Genomic DNA, 25,584 nt, shown 5'->3' with positions numbered 1-25,584 from the left:
AATGAACGCATTCTTCAAGAGCGCGGGCACCGTGCTGCGCAAAATTTGGGTATGGAGCCTGTTACTGGTGCTGTCGCTGGCCTGTGTGGTCTGGTTCTTCGGGCCATTGCTGGCGGTGGATGACCACAGGTTCTGGGAAAGCCCGACGGCACGACTCTTGACCATCAGCGTGTTGTTTCTGCTGTGGGGTTTGACGATGGTCATCGTCAGTGCACGTCACACCGCACGGCTTGGCAAACCCGAACACCTGGCGCGCAGTCAGCATCAGGGGCTTATCGACAACGAGCGCAGGCACATGCGCGGGCGTTTCAAGGACGCGCTGCATACCCTGAAAACGACCGGGCATTATGCGGGGCGCAGCATACGCTGGCGTAACGACTTGCCTTGGTACCTGCTGATCGGCCAGCAGGGCAGTGGCAAGTCCAGCGTGCTGGCGGCCAGCGGGGTGCAACGGCCACTTGATCAGGCCGAGGGCACGCGCAAGCAGGGGACGGCCTACTGTGACTGGTATTTCGCTGAGCAGGGCGTGCTGGTCGAGACGGCAGGGCGTTACCTCGACCAACCAGACAGCGCGGTCGATGCTGCGGGTTGGGAGACACTGCTGGGCCTGTGCAAGGTTCGGCGCCGGACACGGCCGCTCAATGGTGTGATCGTGACCTTGTCGATTGAAACACTGCTGGGCAGCAACGAACATGACCTGAACCTGCATGCCCGGCAGGTCCATTCCCGGCTGCAGGAAATCCAGCAGGCCTTGCAGGTGGATATGCCGATCTATCTGGTGCTGACCCACGCTGACCACCTGCCGGGGTTCTCCGAATTCTTTGATACGCCCTTGGGCGAGGGGGGGGACTGTGTTTGGGGGGAGCCGATCTCGCTCGACAAAGCCTGCGCCGACGCCGCCAAGGTCCGTCAGGCATTCGAGGCACTGCTGCGGCGCCTGAGCAGCGAACTGGTCACGCGTTTGCACCAGGAGCGCAGCGTGGAGCGACGTGCGCGGATGGTCGATTTTCCACAGCAGGTGGCGCAAATCGGTGAACGTTTGTGCCAATTCATCGAACTGGCGTTCTGCGCTCATCGTTTTCAGCGCATCAACGGCTTGCGCGGTTTCTACGTAACGAGCACCGCTGAGCGCCGCAGCTACTTTGTGCGTGGGCTCTTCAGCCGTGTGATTTTCGCCGAAGCGGATCTCGCGGGGCTGCAGGCTCCCGAACGTCGCCGTCAGCAAAGGCGCCAGGGCATGTTGGCGTTGGCGGTTGCCCTGGTGGTGGGTATCGCCGCAGGACTTTGGGGGCAGAGCTATTCAGTCAATCATCAACGACTTGCGCAGTTGACCTTGCTGGCAGAGCCCGTCTCGGCAGCACCCGGTTCGGATGAAACGCTTGCGCTGCTCCCCTTGCTGGACAATCGCCTGGCATCAACGCGGGTTTTCCCTCTCGCAGCAGACGCACGGCTGATAGAACGGGCCGGATTGTATCAAGGCGAGGTCGTGCGCGAGCCGCTGGTCAAGGCCTATGAAGCGGTGTTGCTGCAGCCTCTGTTGTCGCAAGTGACCAGCCTTCTTGAGGAGCAGGTGCGTGCGAGCCTGGGCGAGCGTGAACAGTTGCTGGACAACTTGCGTGCGTACCTGATGCTGAGCCTGCCTGCGCGCCGTGACACGGAGTGGCTTGCGCAGCGTGTCGCCAACCAGTGGTCTTTGCGCTATACCGGTGAAACGGCGGTACAGGGGCGCTTGAATGAACACCTCGGGCATTTGCTCGCGCAACCCTTTGTGGCACCGCTGGACGAAGATCTGGTCGCCCGTGCGCGACAGGCCCTTCGCGGCGAGTCACTGGCAGGTGTGGTCTATCGTGTCCTGCGCGAGCAGGCACGCGATCTGGAACCCTATCGCCTCACGGACGGCACCGTGTTTGCGGCGCTCGAACCGCCCATTCCGGGGTTCTATGGCAAACGGTACCTGCAGTATTTCGACAAACAAGGACCGCGGCTGGTCAATGCCATTGCCCAGGACAATTGGGTGTTGGGGGAGGCCACCGACCTCAGTGCAATGGACTTGCGTCGTTTAATGATGGAGTTGGAACAGCGCTATTTCAACGAGTACGCCGACGCCTGGGCCAGTGCGCTGGGCCGTATCCGGCTGCGCAGCACCGATGATCTCAAGCAGGGCAGCGAGCAGTTGTCGAACTTGACCTCGGCGCAGTCCCCGTTGCTGCTGATACTGCAGCAGATTCGTGAAAATACGCGCTTGCTGCCTGGCAACGATCGGTTGGAGGCTTTTGCCCAGGAGGCGAGTGGTGACCTCGGCGCCGTCATACAGTCGGCGAAAAGCAATGCACGGGTCAGCCAGTTGTTCGCGAAGGGGGGCGATGACACTGCGCGGCGTGCCGTACAGCGTCGATTCGAACCTTTGCATCAACTGCTCGACGAGCAACAGAGCCCCGGCAACGAATTGACCCAGGCGCTGCGCCAGCTCGACGCACTGCATTTGCAGCTGACAGCCCTGGACCGCGAGGGCACGCCCGAGCAAGCTGCGTTCCAACTGGCCAAGCGTCGCATGGAGGGGCAGCCGGATGCGTTGAGCCAGGTGCGCAATGTTGCGGCGCGCTTGCCGGTGCCACTCAAGGGGTGGTTCGAAGGTCTTGCCGACGACAACTGGCGCCATTTGCTTGATGACGCCTATGTGCATGTGAACCAGCGTTATCAGGGAGAGGTGTATGGCCTGTATGCCAAGGCGATTCGGCAGCGCTACCCCTTCAACGCCCATGCGGCCAGCGACGTGGCATTGAGTGATTTTCAGGATTTTTTCAAACCCCGGGGTGTTCTGGCGCGGTTCCACGACACTTACTTGAAGCCATTTGTCACTGCCGACTCTAGCCGTTACCACTTGCGTAGGCTGGAAGGCCGCAGCCTGCCGATGTCTCGCTCGTTGTTGGATCAGTTGAGCAAGGCACACACTGTGCGCCGCAGCTTCTTCAGCGAGGACCTGGGAGAGTGGTCGGTTCGTTTCACTCTGGCGTCCTATAGCCTGGACCAGGCGGTCAGTCGCTCGATCCTGCGTATCGGTGACCAGCAACTGGAGTACCGTCATGGTCCCATCGTGCCCTTGGCGTTTATTTGGCCGATCGAGGCTGAAAATGGCCGAAGCAGCCTGGTTCTAGAACGGGGGGCCGAGCAACCGCTGGGTATCGAGAAAAACAGCGGAGCCTGGTCGTTGTTTCGCTTCTTCGATTTGATGCAACGCGAACCTGCTCACGGGCGTGACACGCAGATACTCAAGGCCGACCTTGCCGGCTTGCGTGCCAACTACCTGTTGGTCAGCCAGCGTACGCCCAGCCCGTTCCAAATGGACACGTGGCGCACTTTCCGCTTGCCGGAGCAGTTATGAGCCTGCTCAAACGTGCCTGGCGCAGTGCTGCACGCAGCGAACAAGGTCAGGGACGGCTGCGCAATGAGGATGCGTTCCTTGAGAGCCCGCAAACCGGTTGTTGGGCTGTGGCGGATGGAATGGGCGGCCATCGGGCCGGGCATGTCGCCAGCCGGTCGGTGGTCGAGTGCCTTGCTGCACTGCCGGGCCAGGACAGTTTTGATCAGCGGATCGACGCCGTTCGCCAGTGTTTGCAGCAACTCAGCCGGCGCCTGGGCGCCCGAGGCGCGCATGAAACCATTGGCAGTACGGTGATTGTCTTGCTGCTGGATGACCACCGTGCTGCGTGCCTGTGGGCGGGGGACAGTCGCTGTTACCTGTGGCGGGGAAAGCGCCTGTATCAGCTGTCGCGGGACCACTCACGGCTTCGGCAGTTAATGGATGAGCAACACTTGAGCTTAGAGCAGGCCCAGGCCTATCCCGGTGCCAGGGCGTTGACCCGCGCTGTCGGTGCGCGGCACCTGCTTAATCTGGAAGTGTTGGAGCTCAGCGCCCGACCGGGTGATGTGTTTCTGTTATGCAGCGATGGGATTTACCAGGGCCTGAGCCATGCCGAACTCGGCAGCGCGTTAGGGCAAGGCGCGCCGCAGCAGGTGGTGGACCAGTTGTTCTCAGCCGCTTCTCGCGGGACCTGTCGCGATGACCTGACTGCCGTGGTGGTACGCTCATGAAACGGCCGGAGCTGCTGGCGGGGCGTTATCGTCTGGAACGCTTATTGGGTTCCGGCGGAATGGGGGTGGTGTACCGTGCGCGCGATCTGTTGCATGAACAGTTTGGCGAGCCGGATTCAACGTTGGCGCTCAAGGTGTTGGGCGAGCACCTTTCCCAGGCGCCTGATGCATCTGCGTTGCTCTACAGTGAATTTGCCCTGACGCGCAGGTTGCTGCACCCCCATGTCGTACGGGTGTTGTCGTTTGACGTCGACACCCACAATCACACGGCGTTTTTTACTATGGAGTTGATGCACGGGATCACCCTTGAGCAACTGCTGAAGGAATGCTCAAGCGGCCTGCCCTGGCAAGCCTTGCAACCGATCGCGGTGCAATTGCTTGAGGCGCTGGCCTATGTACATCGACAAGGTGTGCTCCATGGCGATGTGAAACCGGTAAATATCATGATGGGCGAACAGGGCGTGCGCTTGTTCGACTTTGGCCTCGGCCATTGCCAGGCTCAGATTGAGGCGGGGTTGCCGTGCTTGAGCCGCGAGCGCATCAACGCCTGTACCCCGGCCTACGCCGCCCCGGAGTTGCTGGCCGGCAATGCTTTGACGGCCAGCGCCGACCTGTATGGCGTCGCCTGTGTACTGTTCGAGCTGGCCCATGGCAAACGTCTGGGTGGGCGCCGCCCAACCGAGCGGCTGCCGAGGCCCTGGCAATTACCCAGGCATTGTTGGACCGCGTTGCGTTCGGCGTTGGCCCTGGACCCCGAGCGGCGAACCCTCAGTGTGGCGGAACTGGGGGAGGCCATGGCGGGGTCGGGGCGACGCTGGTTCAGGTAGCGGGCAGGTCATGCAATTGGCAGTACTCGGCCCAACTCAAACCGGCCATCTGGGCGACTTCCTTGTGCACTTCAAGGCGCTGGGATTCGAAGGCGTGCGGCGATTCTGCGGTGAGCTTGAGGGTCAGTTCCCAAGCGAACAACCCCTGGCTCTCGGCTTCAGCTTCAAAGGCTTCATGCAAGCGTTCGGCACGGTACTGCGCCAGGGTTTCGCCTTTGGCCTGGGCGGCCAAGGGGTTCAGTGAATCCAGTTCGGTGGCAACGTCTGGGTGCTCTATCAAGAATCTGTCGAGGGCCAGTTGGTGATTATCGCCGGGTTGGGACAAGGGCATGCTCCAGGTTGTGTGAAGGGCATCATTCAATGGCTGGATGATGCCGATTAAGGCTAGCCCACGGATAGCCCCGAATCACGAAATACAAAGAGTGGCAGTGCTTCGGCTGCCTCGTGTGCAAGCAAAAGAAGCACTGAATACTGAAAAAATGCCTGCAGTGCGGCAAAAGCCTTTCGCTCCCGGTGCCAGGACGTGTAGCGTTACCCAGGATTTACGGGGGGATGCCTCAAGAGGCACAGAGCGATGGGCAGAGGGATGGGTCATGGCGAAAACGCTGTTCAAACTGTTCCTGACTCAGCGCCTGGCGGCCTTGGCCAGCACGGAGTCGCTGCGCGCTATCCGTGAAGGGCTGCTGTGGATCTTGCCTTGCCTGTTGGTATCGGCGGGTTTTCTGATCCTGTCCGAGTGCGCCAAGGTGCTGGGGTTTGACCCGCAGGTGGTGGCGTTCCTGGCCGGGTTGCACAACCAGATCAGCTCGGTGATTCCGCTGCTGGTAGCGGCTTCGATTGGCTACATGCTCGCGATCCAATACCGCTTGCCGCAGTTACCGGTCGCCTTTCTGTGCCTGGCCCATGTGGTGGTCGCCACCTTTGTATTGCGTGAATACCCCCGGGCCTCGGCCACCTTTGTATTGTTTATTGCGATTGCCTCGCCGCTGATCAACGTGCCGGCGGTTGCCTGGTTGCACCACTTTCGCTGGACCCGTCTGGTCAACGAGGACCTGGTGGGGCACAACTTGCGAGGCACCATCAACATGGTGGTGCCGGGTGCGATCACCGCGCTGTGCCTGGTGATGGTGTTGTCGTTGCTGCTGCAGATTCCGTATGTGGCACATCTGCAGGGGCCACAGGTACTCGATGCGCTGCAAGCGCCCTATGGCAGTGGTTTGTTCGTGACCCTGATGAACTCGCTGCTGTGGTTTTTCGGCATCCACGGCGTGTATGCCATGCAGCCGTTGTTCGATGTGCTGGACCAGGCCGTGGTGCTCAATGGCGCGTCGTTGGCGGCGGGCGAACCGATCAAATACCTGCTCAACAGTGGCTTGCTCGGGTGTTTCGCGTTTATCGGCGGCTCAGGCGGTGCGTTGTGCCTGTTGCTGGCGATCCTGCTGTTTTCAAAGAGCCAGTCCATGCGACTGATGGCGATGGCCAGCCTGCCGCTATCGTTATTCAACGTCAGCGAGGTGCTGCTGTTTGGCTTGCCGATCATCCTCAACCCGCGGTTGTTCATTCCGTTTCTGTTGGTGCCGGCGATCAACGCCATGCTGGCGCTGACGGTGGTGCAGCTGGGCTGGGTGTCGCCTGCGGTGGCGAGTGTGCCGTTCACGGCGCCGGTACTGCTCAACGCGTATTTGAGCACCCACGGGGACGTGGCAGCGGTAGTGCTGCAAGTGGCGCTCCTGGGCGTCGGCACGTTGGTTTACGCCCCCTACGTTAGAGCGATTCACCGCCAATCCACCGAGGGCGGCACGGTGTACCTCAAGTCCCTGGACATGACCTTTCGCGGTCTCGAAGAGAAAGGTCGCCTGCTGGAAATGGACCCGGTGCTGGCGTCCCACAAGACCTTGGCCCGTCAAGCGGTGGAACTGAGCCGCATCCAGCAGATCAGCGACTACGAGTTCTATCTCGAATTCCAACCCCAGGTCTCCACGCGCACGGGCTTGTGCACCGGCTGCGAAGCATTGATGCGCGCCCGTGACAGCCAGGGCAAGGTGCATTCGCCCTGGGAGTTCCTGCAATGGTTGGCTCAGGCACGGTTGATGCCCGACGTGGATGTGTGGGTAGCGTCCCAGGCCGTGCGCCAATACCAGAAGTGGCAGAAAATCGGCTTCGCCTTGCCGATGACCATCAATATTTCCAGCGCCACCCTGACGGACGCCGCCTATGGGGATCGCCTGGTGGAAATCCTCACCCAGGCCCATGGTCAGGTGTCGGTGGAAATCACCGAAGATGCCCTGGTCAGTGACATCCAGGTCACGCGCCGGACTATCCAGAAGCTGCAGGCGATCGGCGCCAAGGTGTATATCGACGACTTTGGCACCGGGTTCTCCGCCTTGAGCTACTTGCACCAGTTTCCGGTGGACTTCATCAAGATCGACCGCAGCTTTGTGGTGGCCCAGCACGACCCCAAGGGCGCCCAGGTACTCACCGGCATGCTGCGCTTCTGTGAGGCGCTGAACCTGGGCGTAGTGGTCGAAGGCGTGGAGACAGCCGAGCAGTTGGCGTTCCTCAATACCGGCACCGAACTGTTTATCCAGGGCTGGTATTTCAGCAAGGCACTGCCCGGCGATCAGTTGCAGGGGTTCGTACGTGCGCGCGCGGCGGCGCAGGTCTAAGCCTGGGCCGCCGCGTAGTCGCGCCGGGTTTGTTCGATCTCTTCGACCAGCCCATCGATGCGCGCCAGGCGTGCGCGGTTGTCGTGGTCCCAAGGGTGAAAGCCTGGTTTGAAGTAGTGCAGCCAGGGGCGCAGCATGCGCGGGAACACGCCTTTGGGGCCATACAGGAACTTGAACATGCGCCAGAAGCCCTGCAGAAACCCGACCGATTTGCGGTCGGCAATCAACAGGCGCACGTGAAAGTCGAACACCACCAGCCAGAAGAACACCGTGGTGGTCAGCATGGTGCCGGTGCGCAGCAGATAGCGCTTTGGCCCGGGCGCGATCACCGTGTTCCACACATCGAAGGCCACGGCTTTGTGTTCGGTTTCTTCGAGGGCATGCCAGTACCACATTTGCTGGTAACCCTTGAGTGAATCGCCGAACCGCGACGGGTCGCTGAGCAGGATTTCCGCGAGCATCGCGGTGTAGTGCTCAAGGGCGATGGTCACCGCCAGGTTGAACGACGGCGGCAAGTGTTTTTTCTGCAGGTCGAGGATGAACTTGAGGCGCCGGTCCAGGGTGTGCGCCGGCAGGCCCGCCGTTTGCAGCAGGTCGTTATAGGCCACGTGTTCGCGGCTGTGCATGGCCTCCTGGCCGATGAAACCCTGAATCTCCTTTTTCAACTGCGGGTCGTCGATGCGCTGGCGGTAGTGGCGCACGCTGTCCATGAAAAACAGCTCGCCCTGGGGAAACAACAGTGACAAGGCGTTGAAGAAATGCGTGATGAACGGGCCCTGTTCGTGCCAGTTCTTGATGCGCTCGGCGGGCAAGGCAAAACGAATATCGCGACGGATCGGCAGCATGGTGCGTGCTCCTGTTCAGAGACGGGTTTCGTCGTTGGTTTCAAACACCGGCGTGCGTTGTTTGGGGGCCATGCGCTTACTGGCGAACACCACCAGGGCTTGATACGCAGCGGGCAGGCAACGGGCGAGCAGGTCGAGGAAATAGGCATCGCGGCCGATAAGTATGCGGCGCTTGTTTTTGCGCACGCCTTGCAGGATGACCTTGGCGGCTCTGTCGGCATCGGTGATGAACAGCTTTTCGAAGTCGGCGCGGGCCTGTTGCTCGCTGTGGATCAGGAAGCCCGTCATGTTCGCGTCGATACGGCTGCTGCGACAGATATCGGTGCGGATGCCACCGGGGTGTACGCAGGTGGCCGAGACACCGCTGCGTTGCAGGTCGAGTTCCTGGCGCAGGGATTCGGTGAACCCGCGCACGGCAAATTTGGTGGCGTTGTAGCCGCTCATGCCTGGTTGGGCAAACAGCCCGAATACGCTGGAGGTGTTGACCACATGGCCTTCGCCACTGGCTTTAAGGTACGGCAGGAACGCCTTGGTGCCATGCACCACGCCCCAGAAGTTGATGCCGACGATCCATTCAAGGTCGGCGTAGTCCACACCTTCCACGGTGCTCGACAGCGCCACGCCCGCGTTGTTGAAGATCAGGTTGACGCGGCCGTGGTCGGCCACGCAGCGGGCGGCCCACGCTTCCATGGCCTGGCGGTCGGACACATCGAGCACCTGGGTGGTGATGGTGACGGGCGACAGCGTCGAGGTCTTGATCAAGTCGAGCGTCTGCTCCAGCCCCTGGCTGTTCTTGTCGGCCAGGGCCAGGTGGCAACCTTCGCGCGCCAGGGCCAATGCCAGGGCGCGGCCCATGCCGGACGCCGCACCGGTAATCGCCGCCACGCGGCCGTTGAATGACTTCATGACAGGCTGCCTTCTGTGGTGGAGTGGGGCGCCGGGGCAGGGCGTGGGGCTGGGCTGGCGGGTAGCAGGTCTGCCACATAGTCCTTGAGCGCGAACTGCCGGGTGACCTGCCTGAAGCGCCAGGTGGAGCCGGGCCACAAGGTGGTGTTCTTGCCGGTGCGCGGGTCGAGGTACCAGCTCTGGCAACCACCGGTGTTCCAGATGGTGCGCTTGAGTTTGTCTTGCAGTTGCTGGTTGTAGGCCTGTTCCACGGCCGGTTTTACATCCACGGTGGCGATACGGTGCCGCTGCATCTGCTGCAGTGCATCCAGGATGTAGGTGACCTGGGCTTCGATCATCAGGATCATCGAGTTGTGCCCAAGGCCGGTGTTGGGGCCGACGATCAGGAACAGGTTCGGGTACCCCGGCACCGTGGTGCCTTTATAGGCATGGGCGCCGTCGTGCCAGGTGTCCATCAGGTCGATGCCGTCGCGCCCGATGATGCAGTCCCGGGGCAGTGGGTCAGTGGCCTGGAAGCCGGTGCCGAAGATCAGGCAATCGGCCGGATGTTTGATGCCATCGGCAGTAATCACGCCATCGGCTTCGATGCGCAGCACCTTGTCGGTCACCACCTCCACATTGCTGCGCGAGAGGGCCGGGTAATAGTCGTTGGAGATCAGCACGCGCTTGCAGCCGATGGTGTAGTCCGGCGTCAGGGTCTTGCGCAGGGAAGGGCGCGCTACCTGTTTATGTAGATGGCGCTGGGCAATCTTCTGCACCATTTTCATCAGGCGCGGGTGCAGGGCAAAGCCCACCACACGGCCTTCCAACGCCCAATAGAAAGCGCCGCGTACCAGGCGCTGGGTGAAGGGCAGGTGCTTGAAGGCCCAGCGTTCAAAGGGCGAAATCGGCCGGTCGGGCTTGGGCATGATCCACGGCGGCGTGCGCTGGAACAGGTCCAGGTGGGCCACCTGCGGTGCAATCTGCGGTACGAATTGAATGGCGCTGGCGCCGGTGCCGATCACCGCCACGCGTTTGCCTTTCAACGAATAGTCATGGTCCCACTGTTGGGAGTGGAAGCGCTTGCCTTTGAAGCTGTCGAGCCCCGGGATGTCCGGCAGTGCCGGGCGCGACAGCCCGCCCATTCCCGACACCAACACCCGCGCACTCACCTGGCGACCATTGCTGAAGGTCAGTTGCCAGCGCTGTTGTACCTCATCGAACACCGCGCGCTGCAAGCCCATGCCGAAGCGCAGGAAGGGCGCGAGCCCGAAATGCGCTGCGCATTGCTCAAGGTAGGCGCGGATCTCCGCCTGCGGCGCGAATTGCCGCGTCCAGTTGGGGTTGGGCGCAAACGAAAACGAATACACGTGGGATTGCACGTCGCAGGCACAACCCGGGTAGTGGTTGTCCCGCCAGGTGCCGCCGAGGCTGTCGGCTTGCTCGGCGATGAAGAAGTCGGTGAGGCCGGCTTCCTTGAGCTTGATCGCCATGCACAGGCCGGCAAAGCCTGAGCCGATGATAGCGATGTCGATTGAATCACTGTGGGCATTCATAGGCTGTCCTTCGTGGGCATCAGATGTGCTCCTGTTTTTTGTTTTGTCTTTTAGATAGAACACCATTGCAAAGGAAAATTGAATTATTTATTTTAAAAAAGATTTTAAATAATCTACCTGAAAATATCGCCTACGCTAGGACCTTGTTCCGCATGTGCGACTTGTCCGACGGACGAGCACGGTATGCATGAAGTTTAGGTCCAGGGTGTGGACGATGGCTGAGGCCTTGATCAATACCGGTCAGGTCGCCAGCAGCAGGGAAGCAGAGGACCGAGCTATGGCTGTTGAATGGGTTATTGCTGCGGCTGTGTTGATAGGCGCGAGCGCCGTGTTGTGGGGCTTCAGTGCCTGGATGACACGGCGCATCGAAGCGGCTGTTGCAATCAACGGGCGTTTCGTCGAGGTCGATGGCGAGCGCTTTCATTATGTAGAAGAGGGCAAGGGCCCACCGCTGGTGATGATCCACGGGCTGATGGGCAGCAGTCGCAACCTGACGTATGCCTTGTCTGGCCAATTGCGTGAGCACTTTCGGGTGATCACGCTGGATCGTCCGGGCTCCGGCTATTCCACCCGGCACGCTGGCACGGCGTCAGACTTGCCAGGCCAGGCCCGGCAAATCGCGGCGTTTATCAAGACACTGGACCTGGATAAGCCGCTGGTACTCGGGCATTCCCTCGGCGGCGCGATTTCCCTGGCGCTGGCCCTTGACCATCCCCACGCCGTGTCCGGGTTGATTTTGGTGGCGCCGCTGACTCACCCCCAACGCATGCTGCCGCTGGTGTTCCTGTCGCTGGCGGTACGCCCGGCCTGGTTGCGGCGCTGGATGTCCCACACCTTGACCATGCCGGTTGGTCTGCTGACCAAAGGCTCAGTGGTCAAGGGCGTGTTCGCTCCCGATGCTGCACCTCCCGACTTTGCCACCCGTGGTGGCGGGCTGCTCGGTATGCGGCCTGACAACTTCTATGCCGCCTCCACCGAGATCAACCAGGTCAACGACCACCTGCCCGACATGGTCAAGCGCTACCCGCAACTGACCCTGCCGATCGGGCTGATCTATGGCGCCAAAGACCGCGTGCTGGACTTCCAGAAGCACGGTCAGGCCCTGGCCAGCAAGGTGCCGGGGTTGAAGCTGCAGGTGGTGGAAGGGCGCGGGCACATGCTGCCGATCACCGCCACAGAGCGCGTAGCCGCGCTGGTGGAGCAGGTGGCCAAGCGTGTTCGACCGCCTGAAAGCGCCACGGTGTTGCACCCGCCATTTGCCTTGGCGAGTAAATAATTTTGTTGTCCGGTTCGCGGTTCAACGGCGTCGATGCCTGCTTTAGACACCTGACCAAACGGCTGAAAAAGAGACTGCTCGGTCACGTAAAAAAGGCTCCGAAAAACTAGTTGACGACCTAACGATTCCGCGCTATTTATTTAAAAAAATTATTTCAATGTCTTATTTGAAACAATTTTTGAAATGCCTAAGAGCGAATAAAATAATGAAAAAAACGTCTTTTATCGCATGGTTGATTTCTCGGGGCAGTCAGCGCTCCGTGTACCTGTTTACCGCTCACATTCATTCCCTGCCAGCCCGCTGCGTACGGTGGCTGCCATGAACCAGACCCTGGCTGCACCGCACGTCTGGACCGACGGCAAACGTCACCTCTGGTGGCTTGGCATCATGCCCCTGGCAACTCCATTACTTTCCGGCTCCCTGGCGATTACCACGGGTGTACAGCAATTGTGGTGGGTCGGCGTATTGGTGATCTTCGGCTTGATCCCCTTGATCGACGGCCTGCTGGGCGAAGACGTCAGCAACCCGCCCGAGTCCGCTGTCAGCAACCTCGAATCCCAACGCTACTATCGCTGGATCGTCTACACCGGTGTGCTGTTCGTTATCTCTTCGGTAGTGATCACCGGCTGGTTGGCGGCAGGGGGCATCGACTGGATCATCAACGGTGGCCTGCTGCACGCCACGGCTGCGCTTGATCCTTCCAGCTGGCTGGCGAAAACCGCCGCGTTCATCACCGCCCGCACCGAATTGCACGGCGAAATCAGCTGGTTTACCTACCTGGGTATGGCCATGTCCACCGGGGCCGCCACCGGGATTGCCATCAACACCGCCCATGAGCTGGGGCACAAGCCCAATCCCCTGGAAGTGTTCCTGGCCAAGGTCACCCTGGCGCCTACGTTCTACGGGCACTTCTACACCGAACATAACCGCGGTCACCATGTACGTGTGGCCACGCCGGAAGACCCTGCCAGCTCGCGCCTGGGTGAAAGCTTCTGGGCCTTCCTGCCACGCTCGGTATGGTTCAGCGCACGCTCGGCCTGGAACCTGGAGCGCGAACGCCTGCGCAAACTCGGACTGCCGGCCCTGCACTGGAAGAACGCCGTGCTCAGCGCCTGGATGTACAGCGTGGTGTTGTGGGGCGCGATGATCATGTGGTTGGGGATGGCGGTGATTCCGTTCCTGATCATCCAGGGCATCTACGGTTTCTCGCTGCTGGAAGTGGTCAACTATGTGGAGCACTACGGCCTCAAGCGTCAGAAGTTGCCCAACGGTCGTTATGAACGTTGCTCGCCACGGCACTCCTGGAACAGCAACCGTATTGTCACCAATATCTTCTTGTTCCAACTGCAGCGGCACTCTGATCACCATGCAAACCCCACGCGCAGTTATCAGTCGCTGCGCCACTTTGATGAGTCGCCGCAACTGCCGTATGGCTACGCGAGCATGATTGTGTGGGCCTATGTACCGTACTTGTGGCGACGTCGCATGGACCATCGGGTGCTTAATCACTATGCCGGCGATATCACCCTGACCAATCTTCAGCCGTCACAACGTTTGAAGTACCTGGAGAAGTACAGCAACAGCGCCAGGCCGTTTTGATGTGAATGGACATGTTGTGGGCGTACTCGGGGTCTGTGTACCGCGCAGGTCCTCTACGCCCAAGCTTTACCGGTTTCGTGGCAAAAAGTTGTTTGACCCTACAACAATAATTTCAAGGGAAGGACGTACACCATGCAAAACCCTGCCAAGTTCACCACGCACATTGTATTGGCCGCCCTGGGCCTGATCGTTTACCACCAGGCCCAGGCTGCCCGTATCGAACCGGCCGGCAGTGCCTTCACGGCCCAAGGGCCGATCAGCTTTTCCAAGGGCGCCCTGATCAGCGCCGACTGCACCATCAAGGTGGCCGGCAAAGTGGCGGCCGATGGCTCATCGGTCAATGTCGACAAAGTTGAATTCGACGGTGGCCTCAAGTGCAGCCGGGTCGAAGCCACCAACTTGCCGTGGATATTAGTTGCCAAAGATACCAAGAGCGGTTCCATGTCGAAGATCAGCGTAGATGTTCACGCCTTCGGCCTGGGCGGCAAGTGCGGTCCTTCTACGGCCGACGGTACGTGGGATAACGCCACCGGCAAGTTGGAAGCCGCCAATGTACCGATTGGCGAAGACTGCAAGATCAAGACGGTGTCGATCAAGATGCCGGCTAACTTCAAAGTTGTCGAATAAGACTGTCCGACTGTTGTAAGCGGTAATTGAATTGAGATTTGGCTGGAAAGGGAAGTTCTGCAGATTCACCGTGACCTCTCGATCATGGCCATTACCCCTGGCGAAATGAATTCGCCATAACATGTGAGGAAAAACAATGAAAAGCTTGAAAACTCTCGTGTCGTTGACTGCTTTGGCTGTTTGCATGGGCGCTGCTTCCATGGCTTCCGCACAAAGTTTCAGCCCCGCTAACCAGTCGTTCACGACTAACTCGGGTGGCACGATTACAGTCAAGTCACCTTCTTCATTTGGTGCAGCGGTAACTTGTAATATCTCGTTCACCGGTAAAGTGCGTGCCGATGGTTCGGCGGCAGATATTACTGCTGCTACTGTCAGCGGCTCTAACCAACTCTGCTCCCTGCCTCACCTGACCAACCTGCCATGGGTGCTGTCGCCAGCCGGCACCGTGACCAATGTGGGTTACACCATTGCAGCCATTCCGCCACTGATCCCTGCCACCAACTGCGGTCCATCCACTATTGCCGTGGCGCTGTCCAACGTGACCGGTGGCGCAGCACTGAGCGCTACCAACCAACCGCTCTCGGGTAGCTGCACCGTGGTGACCCTGAGTGTCACCGCTCCAGGCGTCAGCATCGTTCCTTGATAGACGTACTCCGTAAAAAGGGCTGATCACCCGTTGCAGGGCAGGCGCCTCTGATGAGGCGCCTGTTTACGGCAGATAGGTAGGGCCTACGAGCTGAGGCTCCTGGCGAAATGGATCGCCATGAATGTGAGGAAGGAATAATGAAGCGCTTGAATGCCTTCGTTTTTATCGGCTCATTGGCGCTGTGCTTCGGTACTGCATCGATGGCCCATGCTGGAGTTTTCAGCCCTGGGGGAGTGGCATTTACCTCCAGTCCGGGCGGCACCGTTACGATCAAATCGCCCAGTACGTTTGGTGCGCCGATTACCTGCAATATTCAATTGTCCGGCCTGGTGCGCGGTGATGGTTCAGCTGCCGACGTTCTCAGCGCAACCCTTTCGGGCAGCAATGCTTTGTGCAGGCTGCCAACCCTGAATAACTTGCCTTGGGTGCTGACGCCTCCCGCTTCATCGGGTGGCACCGGAGGCCTGGCTAACGTGGGTTACACCATTGCGGCCAGTTCTCTTCCTGCTACGAATTGCGGCCCTTCATCGATTGTCGGTGTGTTGGCCAATGGCGCAGGCGGCGTTGAGCTCTCTGCAGCGAACCAGCCGCTTTCCGGCTTTTGCACGGTGGTTTCGCTGAGTGCTCATATTCCCAACATCATCATTGTTCCTTGAGGTGCGTGTCGCACGGTAAGGAGTGTTTTTGCCTTTTAAAAGGCAAGCCAAGTCGCAAGACGAGCCGGCTGGGGCCGGTTCAGTGAGATAACAATAAGGAGTGCCGCATGAATAATAAAAAACAACAGGTACAGGTTCTGCTGGGCTTGGCATTAATGGGGGGGGTGATGATTGCCGCGCCGGTCCAGGCCGGTGGTTTTTCCACGCCGACCTATGGCGCCCCGGGCTGGGGGCGCGCCTTTGGTGGTGGTTCGCTGTTCAAGAATGATCCCAGTTCGGCGTACAACAACCCGGCAGCGATGGCATTCGTAGAGCACAATGTGGCGCAATTTACGGTCGACTATGCCCGTATCAAAATCAAGTACAAAGGCGAGGCGAACGATTATCTCGGGCAGCCGATTACCAATACACCGGTAGCGCCCGATGGGAGTTTCGATCCGGGTAACCGCATTGCCAACAACAACGACGGCGGCCAAGGTGGCTTCACGGCGTGGTTGCCGACGGGGTTCATGGTGATGCCACTGGGCGACAGGTTTGCTTTCGGCTTGTCGCAGGTAGTACCGCAGGGCATGCGCTCAACCTGGAATGAAGATTCCAAGCTGCGGGATTTTGCCGTCGATACCAAAATTGAAACCGTGGGGCTGACAGGGTCGCTTTCGTTCAAGGTCCGCGACGACTTCTCCATTGGTGGCGGGATCATCGTTCAGCACAGTAAGGGCTTTGTCAGCCAGAACATCGATTTGCTGTCTGCCGCGTCCAACTCGCAATCGCCGCTGCTGGGGAGCATCGATTTCCCATCGGGGGTGGGTGGCGCGCTGATGCGGGTCAAGGTCGACAATATCTCCACGGGCTGGTTTACCGGTGTCGTCTGGAAACCGACCGCGCAAGACAGTCTTGGCCTCAACTACCACGCCAAGATCAAAAACAAGATGACCGGCAAGTACAACATCCGTGCCGATCAGTTCTCCTACAACCTGATGACTCAGCCCAGCCCATTCGGTGGCAGCGGGACCCTTGTAGAAGAAGCCTACCCTGGACTGAAACTGTTCCCGGACGGAGCACATGCCAGCACACAATTGGATATCCCGGCCACTGCGGCCTTTGACTGGGTCCACCAGTTCAATGACCGTTTCACACTCGGTGTCAGTGCTGTGTGGACTCAATGGTCATCCTTCAAAGACCTGACGCTCAAGTCCGGTGATATTCAGATCGTCTCCATTCCCTACAACTATCGCGATTCCTGGATGTATTCGGTGGGCGGCGACTTCAAGGCCACCGACGAGTTGACGTTGCGAGCCGGTGTCGCTTCCGACCAGACGCCAACCCGTAACTCCACCCGGGATCCACGGATTCCGGACGGTGATCGCTACTTCCTGTCGCTGGGTGCAGGTTATGAGGTCAAGGCCATTCCTGGTTTGTCGCTCGATCTCGCGTACTCCCACCAATTTGTGCAGGAGGTCAACCTGAAAACCAAGAACGTGGATCGGCTCGGTGCCGCCAGCCTGAACGGCAAAGCTGAGTCGTCGGGGGATGTGGTGGCTGTTTCGGCGACCTACGCGTTCTGAACCAATAACGCACTATCGAGGATGAAGCGCTAAGCGCATCTTGGCGCTTTTATCCGCGTTTACCTGCGCCGACGGGGCGCTCCGCGCCCCGTCATTCTCCTTTTCAACGTAATGAGCAAGGCTGACCAGTTCGGCCCAATTTTTTGTCTGCGCATTAAATAAAAATTTCAAAACAAAATTTGAATTTAGCTTTCCAAGTTTGTAGTGTGGCTTTACGTCGCAGCGCATTTCGACCTGCCTGCGCATTGGCCGTACCCTGAATCGAGTAGAGGTATCCCCATGGTTATCTGGTTATTGGTGGGTTTCGCAGCCGCGATTGCCCTGGCGTATCGACAAGCTGCCGCCACCCTGTGGCTGGGCGCTGGCCTGATCTGGCTGGCGGTGGGCTATCTGTTCAATGTGATCGCCACCCTCGGCATCACCGTTACTGCGGTGCTGGTCATCGCACCGGCCTTGTTGATGGCCATCAAGCCCTTGCGCCGTGCGTTGTTGACGAGCAGGGCGCTCGGCCTGTTTCGCACCATCATGCCGGCGATGTCCGACACTGAACGCGCGGCCATCGAATCCGGCACCGTGTGGTGGGACGCCGAGCTGTTCAGCGGCAAGCCCGACTGGCAGCGTTTGCTCCAGGCCGCACCGGCCAGCCTCAGCGCCGAAGAGCAAGCCTTCCTCGACAATGAAGTGGAAACCCTGTGCGACATCGCCAACGACTGGGAAACCACCCAAGTCTGGCAGGACATGTCGCCCGAAGGCTGGCAATACACCAAGGACGCCGGCTTCCTCGGCATGATCATTCCCAAGCAATACGGCGGCAAAGGCTTCTCCCACTACGCACATTCGCAAGTGGTGATGAAGCTGTCGACGCGCTGCTCGGCGGCGGCGATTTCGGTGATGGTGCCCAACTCCCTGGGCCCGGCCGAGTTGCTGTTGCATTACGGCACCGATGCCCAGCGTAACTACTACTTACCGCGCCTGGCCCGGGGTGAAGACATCCCATGCTTTGCGTTGACCAGCCCGTATGCCGGCTCCGATGCGGGCGCGATCCCGGACCTGGGCATCGTCTGCAAAGGCACCCACGAAGGCGAAGAAGTGCTGGGCTTCAAGGTGACCTGGGACAAGCGCTACATCACCCTCGGCCCGATTGCCACCGTGCTCGGTCTGGCCTTCCGTGCCGAAGACCCGGACGGTTTGCTTGGCGCACCCGGTTCGCTTGGCATCACCTGCGCGCTGATTCCAACGTCCCATCCGGGCGTCAACAGCGGCCGTCGTCATTGGCCACTCAACGCGGTGTTCCAGAACGGCCCGACCACCGGCAAGGATGTGTTCATTCCGTTGGAATGGGTGATCGGCGGCCGCGAACAGGTGGGGAATGGCTGGCGCATGCTGATGGAATGTCTGGCGGCCGGCCGTGCGATTTCCCTGCCATCGGCCAACGTCGGCCTGGGCAAGGTGGCGGTACGCGGGACCACGGCCTACGCAGCGATGCGTAAGCAGTTCGGCCTGCCCATCGGCAAGTTCGAAGGGGTACAGGCGCCGCTGGCGCGCATGGCCGGGCATTTGTACGCCTGCGATGCGGTGCGCAAGGTGTCGGTGGCGTCTCTGGATGCCGGTGAAAAACCGTCGGTGATCTCGGCGATTGCCAAGTACCACGTCACCGAACGCGCACGCATCATCGTCAATGACGGCATGGACATCGTTGCCGGCAAAGGCATTTGCATGGGGCCCAACAACTTCCTGGCCCGTGCCTATCAGCAAAGCCCCATCGCGATCACGGTGGAGGGCGCAAACATCATGACCCGCTGCCTGATCATCTTTGGCCAGGGCCTGATTCGCTGCCATCCCTATGTGTTCCGCGAAATGGAAGCGGCGCGTAACCCGGATCGGCGCAAGGCGCTGGAAGCCTTCGACAGCGCGATGTTCGGCCACGTGAGCTTTGTGCTGGCCAATACCGTCCGCGCTGCGGTGCATTCGCTGACCGGTGGGCGGCTGATTTCGGCGCCGGCCAAGACCGACCCGGCGCTGGCGTCCTACTACCGCCAGGCCAATCGGCTGTCGGTGGTGCTGGCATTGATCTCGGACGTGTCCATGGGCGTGCTGGGCGGTGCCCTCAAGCGCAAGGAAAGTATCACCGGGCGGCTGGGGGATATTCTGTCGCAACTGTACATAGTGTCCTGCGTGCTCAAGCGTTTTGAAGATGACGGCCGGCCACAGGCCGACCTGCCGCTGGTGCACTGGTCGGCCCAGGATGCGCTGTTGCGTGCCCATGAAGCCTTGGCCGAGGTGCTCGACAACTACCCTTCGAAAGCCGCAGCAGCGGTGGTGCGCGGCTTGAGCTTCCCGTTGGGCATTCCACTGCGCAAACCCTCGGACCGATTGCTGGCCCAGGTGGCGGACGTGGTCCAGACCCCGGGCGAGACCCGCGACCGCCTGCTGGCCAATTCCTACATCCCGCGTCCGGAAATCGACAAGCTGGCTTACGGCGAACTGGGTTTCCGCCTGTTGCCGCAGGTAGAGCTGATCGACGCGCGCCTCAAGCCTGCCGTGAAGCAGGGCTTGATCGAGCCGATGCCGATTTCCACCACCGCGTTTACCGCCTGGCGCGTCAAGGCGCGGGCGCTGGACTTGATCAGCGACGACGAAGACGCCTTGCTGGGGCGCTACGTGGAGTACGCCGACCATGGCATCCAGGTCGACGACTTCCCGCAGGATTTCGGTTTGCTGGAAGCGTTGCAGCAGCGCAAGCAAGCCTTGGAACCGGCGGTGAAACGTCGCAACAGCCAGAGCGAAAATGCCTCGGTCAATTGAGTGGTACTGAATGAACACGGTCACTGTGGGAGCTGGCTTGTCGGATCGCCGCACCGCTGCGATGCAGACAACTCGGTGTGTCAGTCACACCCAGGTGATGCTTTCGCAGGCAAGCCAGCTCCCACAGGGGACCGGGTTTACATGGTCAGCATGCGTTGTGAGTGAATGTCTTTATGAGTGACAGCTACCTTTCCTTCGTCAATTCCCCCTGGGGCCGACGCCTGGCCAAGGCCGTCGGCCTGCCGCAACCGCTGCCGCTGCAGCGCCATCGCAGTGGCCAGCAAGGGCTGGTCAACCCGGTGATCATCTCCGGGGCAGGGCGCCTGATGGATCAGGTGCAACAGGTGTTCAAGGCCACCGATACCGTGGCCGCTACCCCGGCGACTTTGAAGGCGCCGTCCACGGTCAAGGTGCAGGGCGCGGTGTTCGATGCCAGTGGCGTCACCGATTTGCAGCAACTCGACGAGCTCTACGTGTTCTTCCACGCCAACGCCAAGCGCATTGGCCACCATGGCCGTGTGGTGGTGCTCGGCACGGCGCCGGAGCAGTGCAAGGATTTGCCCCAAGCCATCGCACAGCGCGCCCTGGAAGGCTTGGTGCGGTCGTTGGCCAAGGAACTGCGCCGGGCGATCACCGTGCAATTGATCTACGTGGCGCCGGGCGCCGAAGCCGCGCTGGACAGCAGCCTGCGCTTCTTCCTGTCGCGCCGCTCGGCCTACGTGTCCGGGCAAGTGGTGCGCCTGGAAAAAGCCGTGGACGGCAACAGCGCGATCAACTGGGATAAACCCTTTGTCGGTCGCCGTGCCTTGGTCACCGGCGCGTCCCGTGGCATCGGTTTGGCCATCGCCCAGGTGCTGGCGCGTGATGGCGCCCATGTCGTGTGCGTGGACGTGCCCCAAGCCCAGGAGGCCTTGCAGCAGGCGGCCAGCAGTGTCGGCGGTTCGGCGTTGCCGCTGGACATCACCGCCGCCGACGCGGCTTCGCTGCTGCAAGCCCATGTAAGCCAATACGGCGCGTTTGACGTGGTGGTGCACAACGCGGGCATCACCCGTGACAAGACCATCGCCAAAATGACCGAAGCGGCCTGGCGCAGCGTGCTGGCGGTGAACCTGGAAGCGCCGCTGCAGTTGAGCAACGCCTTGCTGGACAGCCAGGGGCTGAACCCGGGTGGGCGCATCGTGTGCGTGTCGTCGATTTCCGGTATCGCCGGCAACCTGGGGCAAAGCAACTACGCCACCTCCAAGGCCGGCGTGATTGGCCTGGTGCAAGGCCTGGCGCCAAAGGCGGCCGCGCAGCAGGTGACGGTCAACGCGGTGGCGCCCGGGTTCATCGAGACCCAGATGACCGCGAAGATCCCGCTGATGATCCGCGAAGCGGGGCGGCGCATGAACTCGCTGTCCCAGGGCGGCCAGCCAATCGACGTGGCCGAGACCATCGCCTGGTTGGCGCACCCGGCGTCCGGCGGGGTCAATGGTCAAGTCGTACGCGTGTGTGGCCAAAGCCTGCTGGGAGCCTGAGCCATGGACTACGTGACCCAGATCATCGACCCACCGCCGTCGCGTACACGCTTGCTGCTTGATGGCGTACGTGCGCTGCGCAAGCCCAAACTCGACGGCGCACCGGTGTTGCCCAGGGAACGCCTGGTGCGTTCGGCGGTGGAGCTGTCGGCCAGCGGGATAGCGGCCTATGGCCGCGCCTGCGGGTTTCGCCGCGAGCAGGGCGTGCCGCTGTCCTATCCCCATGTGCTGGCGTTCCCGCTGCACCTGATGTTGCTCACTCGCCCGAGCTTCCCGTACCCGGCCAGCGGCATGGTGCACCTGGCCAATCGTATCCGGCAGCATCAGCGTCTGCACGAAGGCCAGGCGCTGCGCCTGGAGGTGTATTGCGAGCGTTGGGTTGCCCATCCGAAGGGCCAGGCATTAAGCATCGCCACCCGTGCCTACGGCGCCGACGCCCTGGTGTGGGAAAGCGACAGCCTGTACCTGCGCCGAGACGTCAAGGCGCCGGTCGGCGAGCCGTGGGACGACGTGTTGCCGTTGCAGGAGGAGGGCTTGTTGCGCACCCAGCGTTGGGTGCTGCCCGCCGACCTGGGCCGGCGCTTTGCCAAGGTGTCGGGGGATTTCAACCCGATCCATACCTCGGTGATCGGCGCGAAAATCTTCGGTTTTCGCCGCGCCATTGCCCATGGCATGTGGACCCTGGGCCGCGCACTCGCCGCCCAGCAACCCCCCGGAGGGCTGGAGCAGGCCGAGGCCCATTGCGATTTCAAGCTGCCGATCTTCCTGCCTGGCCAGGTGGCGCTCTGGAGCCGACCCGTGACGGGCCCGCGCCGTGAGTTCGAAGTGCGCAATTTTGCCGGCGACAAACCCCATATGCGCGGCCTCTTTATCTGGAATGAGACCTGTCGATGAGTGACTACAGCTTCAACCCGGCCCCGGTGCGTCGCGTCGCGATTATCGGCGGCAACCGTATTCCCTTTGCCCGCTCCAACACGGTGTATGCGAACGACAGCAACCAGGATTTGCTGGTGGCGGCCCTGCAGGGCTTGGTCGACCGCTACAACCTGCACGGCCAACGCCTGGGGGAGTTTGCCGCCGGTGCGGTGATCAAGCACTCGCGGGATTTCAACCTGGCGCGTGAATCGCTGCTGTCGACCACCTTATCCCCCGACACGCCCGCCTACGATGTGCAGCAAGCTTGCGGCACGGGCCTGGAAGCCGCGTTGCTGGTGGCCAATAAAATCGCCCTGGGCCAGATCGACGTGGGTATCGCCGGCGGTTCCGACACCACCTCCGATGCACCCATCGGCATTAATGAATCCCTGCGCCATACGCTGCTGTCGGCCAACCGTGCCAAGGGCATGGGCGACAAGCTGAAGGCACTGTTGAAGGTGCGTCCGGGGATGTTTTTCAAACCCTTGCTGCCGCGCAACGGTGAGCCGCGTACCGGCCTGTCCATGGGCGAGCACTGCGAAGAAATGGCCAAGCGCTGGCAGATCAAGCGGCTGGCCCAGGACGAACTGACCCTCACCAGCCACCAACGCCTGGCAGCGGCCTACGCCCGGGGCTTCTTTGATGACCTGATCAGCCCCCATCGCGGCCTGGCCCGTGACAACAACCTGCGTGCCGACGCCAGCCTGGAAAAGCTCGCGGGCTTGTCCCCGGCCTATGACCGGCAGAACGGCACGCTCACCGCGGGCAACTCCACGCCGCTGACCGATGGCGCGTCGGTGGTGCTGTTGGCCAGTGAAGAGTGGGCGGCCGAGAACGGCTGGCCGGTGCTGGCCTACCTGCGCACGGGCGAAACGGCGGCAGTGAACTTCGTCGACGGCACCGAAGGCCTGTTGATGGCCCCGGCCTACGCGGTGCCGCGCATGCTCAAGCGCGAAGGCCTGAGCTTTGCGGACTTTGATTTCTTCGAGATCCACGAAGCGTTTGCCGCGCAGGTGCTGTGCACGCTCAAGGCCTGGGAAGACGCCGATTATTGCCGGGAGCGTCTAGGCTTGGACACACCCCTGGGCGCTATCGAGCGCAGCAAGATGAACGTCAACGGGGGCTCGCTCGGTTGTGGCCATCCTTTTGCAGCCACCGGTGGCCGGCAACTGGCCGCCTTGGCCAAGACCCTCCACGAGAACGGCGGTGGACGCGGCCTGATTTCGATTTGCGCGGCAGGCGGGTTGGGCATTACTGCCATCGTCGAAAAGTAGCTCTATCAAAAACAACAACAAGGAGACTGCCATGAACGCTGTAAGCCTGGAACAAACCGAACGGATCTGGTTGAACGCTTACTTGCCGGGCGTTCCGGCCGACATTGATGCCGGTATCGAGGACTACCCGTCGTTGCGCGAGGTGTTCCTGGAGCACCTGGAAAAGTTTCGCGAGCGGGTCGCCTACGTCAGCATCGGCACCGAAATGACCTACGCCGACTGGAAAGTGCAGGGCGTTGCCTTTGCTGCCTGGCTGCAGGGCCAGGGGGTGAAGAAGTGCGACCGCGTGGCACTGATGATGCCTAACTGCTTGCAGTACCCGATTTGCTTGTTGGGCACGATCATGGCGGGTGCGGTGGTGGTCAACGTCAACCCGTTGTACACCGCCCATGAGCTCAAGCATTTGCTCAAGGACAGCGGCGCCGAAACGGTGGTGATTTTCGAGAACTTCGCGCACACCCTGGAAAAAGTCGTGGCCGGCAGCAGCGTCAAGCGCGTGGTGGTGGCGGCCATCGGCGACCTGCTGGGCACCTTCAAAGGGGCGGCGATGAACTTCATCCTGCGCCGGGTGCAAAAGCAGGTGCCGGCGTTCAACCTGCGTGGTTCGGTGCGCTTCAATCAGGTGCTGAAAGAAGGGCGGGCGCTCAACCATTTTCCAGTGGCCATGGCCCTGGATGACCTGGCCTTTTTGCAATACACCGGTGGCACCACCGGCGATGCCAAGGGGGTGATGCTCAGCCACCGCAACATCATCGCCAACCTGCTGCAAGCCAAGGCCTGGGTCGGTGACCAACTGGACCAGGACCAGCAGGAAACCAACGTCACCTTGCTGCCGCTGTACCACATCTTTTCCCTGACGGTGAACTGCCTGATGTTCATGTGCCTGGGTGGGCGCAACATCCTCATCGCCAACCCGCGGGATGTGAAGCGCGTGCAGATGATCCTGCGCAAGGAACGCTTCAACGGCATTGCCGGGGTCAACACGCTGTTTAACGGTTTGCTGGAAAACAAAGAGTTTTGTGCGCGGGACTTTTCGGCGCTGCGCATGGTGATCGCGGGCGGCATGGCCACCCATACGGCGGTGGCCAAGCGTTGGAAGGAAGTCACCGGGTTGCCGATCATCGAAGGCTACGGCCTCACCGAGTGCTCGCCGGTGGTGAGCATCAGCCCGATCAACATTGCGCGCATGCGCGAGATGGAATTCACCGGAAGCATTGGCGTGCCCTTGCCGTCGACCTGGGTGCGCTTTGTGCGCGAAGACGGCGAACTGGCCGAGATTGGCGAGCAGGGCGAGCTGCAAGTGCGTGGCCCACAGGTCATGCAGGGCTACTGGAAACGCCCGGAAGCCACTGCCGAGGTGCTGGATGCCGAGGGCTGGTTGTCCACGGGTGATATCGGGGTGATGGACGAGCGCGGGTTCATCCGCCTGGTCGACCGCAAGAAGGACATGATCCTGGTCTCCGGTTTCAACGTGTACCCCAATGAAATCGAAGACGTGGTCGCGATGCACCCGGGCGTGGGTGAAGTGGCCGCGATTGGCGTGGAAGATGCGGTGACCGGCGAGAAGGTCAAGATCATCGTGGTGCGCAAGGACCCGAACCTGACCCAGGAACAAATCCTCGCCCACTGCCGGGAATACCTGACGGGGTACAAGATGCCCAAATACGTTGAGTTCCGCACCACCGAACTGCCCAAGACCACCGTGGGCAAAGTCCTGCGCCGCGCGTTGCGCTGATTTTAAAATGTAGGTGATCCAAATGTGGGAGCGGGGGGGGGGGGGGGGGGGGGGGGGGGGGGGGGGGGGAGGTGGGGGGAGAGGAAGAGGACGCACAA

Annotated in this window: 19 protein-coding genes; 15 read left to right on the top strand and 4 right to left on the bottom strand. The window is 60.9% G+C overall.

Translation table 11 applies throughout. From position 1 onward, the window contains the following. Window position 1: 1 nt before the first annotated feature. The 3 genes from tssM to AC07SU_RS20460 are packed head-to-tail and all read left to right on the top strand — an operon-like array spanning window position 2 to window position 4,919. Entirely contained in the window at window positions 2-3,382 is a 3,381-nt protein-coding gene (tssM, locus tag AC07SU_RS20470; protein ID WP_494998072.1) for a type VI secretion system membrane subunit TssM, read from the top strand. Further along, window positions 3,379-4,092, top strand: coding sequence for a PP2C family protein-serine/threonine phosphatase (locus tag AC07SU_RS20465; RefSeq protein ID WP_494998071.1), 714 nt, complete (start codon window positions 3,379-3,381; stop codon window positions 4,090-4,092). The genes tssM and AC07SU_RS20465 overlap by 4 nt, the downstream gene beginning before the upstream one ends. Next, the gene (locus tag AC07SU_RS20460) at window positions 4,089-4,919 is read left to right on the top strand and encodes a serine/threonine-protein kinase (RefSeq protein ID WP_176995761.1); all 831 of its coding nucleotides are present in this window, start codon (window positions 4,089-4,091) and stop codon (window positions 4,917-4,919) included. The genes AC07SU_RS20465 and AC07SU_RS20460 overlap by 4 nt, the downstream gene beginning before the upstream one ends. On the opposite strand, the gene AC07SU_RS20455 is transcribed toward AC07SU_RS20460, so the two are convergent. Further along, on the bottom strand, window positions 4,912-5,244 hold the full coding sequence (locus AC07SU_RS20455; RefSeq protein WP_494998070.1) for a DUF6388 family protein: 333 nt from the start codon (window positions 5,242-5,244) through the stop codon (window positions 4,912-4,914). The genes AC07SU_RS20460 and AC07SU_RS20455 overlap by 8 nt on opposite strands. A gap of 268 nt (window positions 5,245-5,512) precedes the next feature. Between AC07SU_RS20455 and AC07SU_RS20450 the strand changes: the two genes are divergently transcribed. Beyond that, window positions 5,513-7,585: a PTS sugar transporter subunit IIC/EAL domain-containing protein gene (locus AC07SU_RS20450; RefSeq protein WP_494998069.1), complete on the top strand. Its 2,073-nt coding sequence runs from the start codon at window positions 5,513-5,515 to the stop codon at window positions 7,583-7,585. Here AC07SU_RS20450 and AC07SU_RS20445 read toward each other — a convergent pair. The 3 genes from AC07SU_RS20445 to AC07SU_RS20435 are packed head-to-tail and all read right to left on the bottom strand — an operon-like array spanning window position 7,582 to window position 10,871. After that, a complete protein-coding gene (locus AC07SU_RS20445; protein ID WP_494998068.1) occupies window positions 7,582-8,430 on the bottom strand; it encodes a metal-dependent hydrolase in 849 nt (282 codons plus the stop codon). The two genes, AC07SU_RS20450 and AC07SU_RS20445, sit on opposite strands and share 4 nt — an antisense overlap. A gap of 15 nt (window positions 8,431-8,445) precedes the next feature. Then, window positions 8,446-9,336 (bottom strand): SDR family NAD(P)-dependent oxidoreductase, encoded by an 891-nt coding sequence (locus AC07SU_RS20440; protein WP_494998067.1) that lies wholly within the window; start codon window positions 9,334-9,336, stop codon window positions 8,446-8,448. Beyond that, window positions 9,333-10,871, bottom strand: coding sequence for a flavin-containing monooxygenase (locus tag AC07SU_RS20435; RefSeq protein WP_494998066.1), 1,539 nt, complete (start codon window positions 10,869-10,871; stop codon window positions 9,333-9,335). The genes AC07SU_RS20440 and AC07SU_RS20435 overlap by 4 nt, the downstream gene beginning before the upstream one ends. A 277-nt stretch (window positions 10,872-11,148) precedes the next feature. On the opposite strand from AC07SU_RS20435, the gene AC07SU_RS20430 reads away from it, so the two are divergent. From AC07SU_RS20430 to AC07SU_RS20380, 11 genes are all read left to right on the top strand, one after another. After that, on the top strand, window positions 11,149-12,147 hold the full coding sequence (locus AC07SU_RS20430) for an alpha/beta fold hydrolase (RefSeq protein WP_494998065.1): 999 nt from the start codon (window positions 11,149-11,151) through the stop codon (window positions 12,145-12,147). Window positions 12,148-12,465: 318 nt separating this feature from the next. Next, the gene (locus tag AC07SU_RS20425) at window positions 12,466-13,746 is read left to right on the top strand and encodes an alkane 1-monooxygenase (protein WP_494998064.1); all 1,281 of its coding nucleotides are present in this window, start codon (window positions 12,466-12,468) and stop codon (window positions 13,744-13,746) included. A 132-nt stretch (window positions 13,747-13,878) separates the two neighbouring features. Further along, entirely contained in the window at window positions 13,879-14,373 is a 495-nt protein-coding gene (gene praA / locus AC07SU_RS20420) for an alkane oxidation protein activator PraA (protein ID WP_494998063.1), read from the top strand. A 136-nt stretch (window positions 14,374-14,509) separates the two neighbouring features. Further along, window positions 14,510-15,016, top strand: a complete 507-nt coding sequence (gene praB, locus AC07SU_RS20415) for an alkane oxidation protein activator PraB (protein WP_178922432.1) — start codon at window positions 14,510-14,512, stop codon at window positions 15,014-15,016. 140 nt (window positions 15,017-15,156) lie between these two features. Beyond that, a complete protein-coding gene (praB, locus tag AC07SU_RS20410; protein WP_494998062.1) occupies window positions 15,157-15,675 on the top strand; it encodes an alkane oxidation protein activator PraB in 519 nt (172 codons plus the stop codon). Window positions 15,676-15,782: 107 nt separating this feature from the next. Then, a complete protein-coding gene (locus AC07SU_RS20405) occupies window positions 15,783-17,240 on the top strand; it encodes an outer membrane protein transport protein (protein ID WP_494998061.1) in 1,458 nt (485 codons plus the stop codon). A 279-nt stretch (window positions 17,241-17,519) separates the two neighbouring features. After that, window positions 17,520-20,045, top strand: coding sequence for an acyl-CoA dehydrogenase (locus tag AC07SU_RS20400; RefSeq protein WP_494998060.1), 2,526 nt, complete (start codon window positions 17,520-17,522; stop codon window positions 20,043-20,045). Between the two features lie 173 nt (window positions 20,046-20,218). Beyond that, a complete protein-coding gene (locus AC07SU_RS20395; RefSeq protein WP_494998059.1) occupies window positions 20,219-21,562 on the top strand; it encodes a 3-oxoacyl-ACP reductase in 1,344 nt (447 codons plus the stop codon). A gap of 3 nt (window positions 21,563-21,565) precedes the next feature. Further along, window positions 21,566-22,456, top strand: a complete 891-nt coding sequence (locus tag AC07SU_RS20390) for a MaoC/PaaZ C-terminal domain-containing protein (RefSeq protein WP_494998058.1) — start codon at window positions 21,566-21,568, stop codon at window positions 22,454-22,456. Then, complete coding sequence (locus tag AC07SU_RS20385; protein ID WP_494998057.1) at window positions 22,453-23,751, top strand: acetyl-CoA C-acetyltransferase; 1,299 nt, start codon at window positions 22,453-22,455, stop codon at window positions 23,749-23,751. The genes AC07SU_RS20390 and AC07SU_RS20385 overlap by 4 nt, the downstream gene beginning before the upstream one ends. A 31-nt stretch (window positions 23,752-23,782) precedes the next feature. Further along, window positions 23,783-25,486, top strand: a complete 1,704-nt coding sequence (locus AC07SU_RS20380) for an AMP-binding protein (RefSeq protein WP_494998056.1) — start codon at window positions 23,783-23,785, stop codon at window positions 25,484-25,486. The last annotated feature ends 98 nt before the right edge of the window (window positions 25,487-25,584 follow it).

It is taken from the genome of Pseudomonas sp. GW821-FHT05H12, assembly GCF_059419385.1.
Note: the sequence above shows the minus strand (reverse complement) of the source record. Positions and strands in the feature narration are given on the sequence as shown.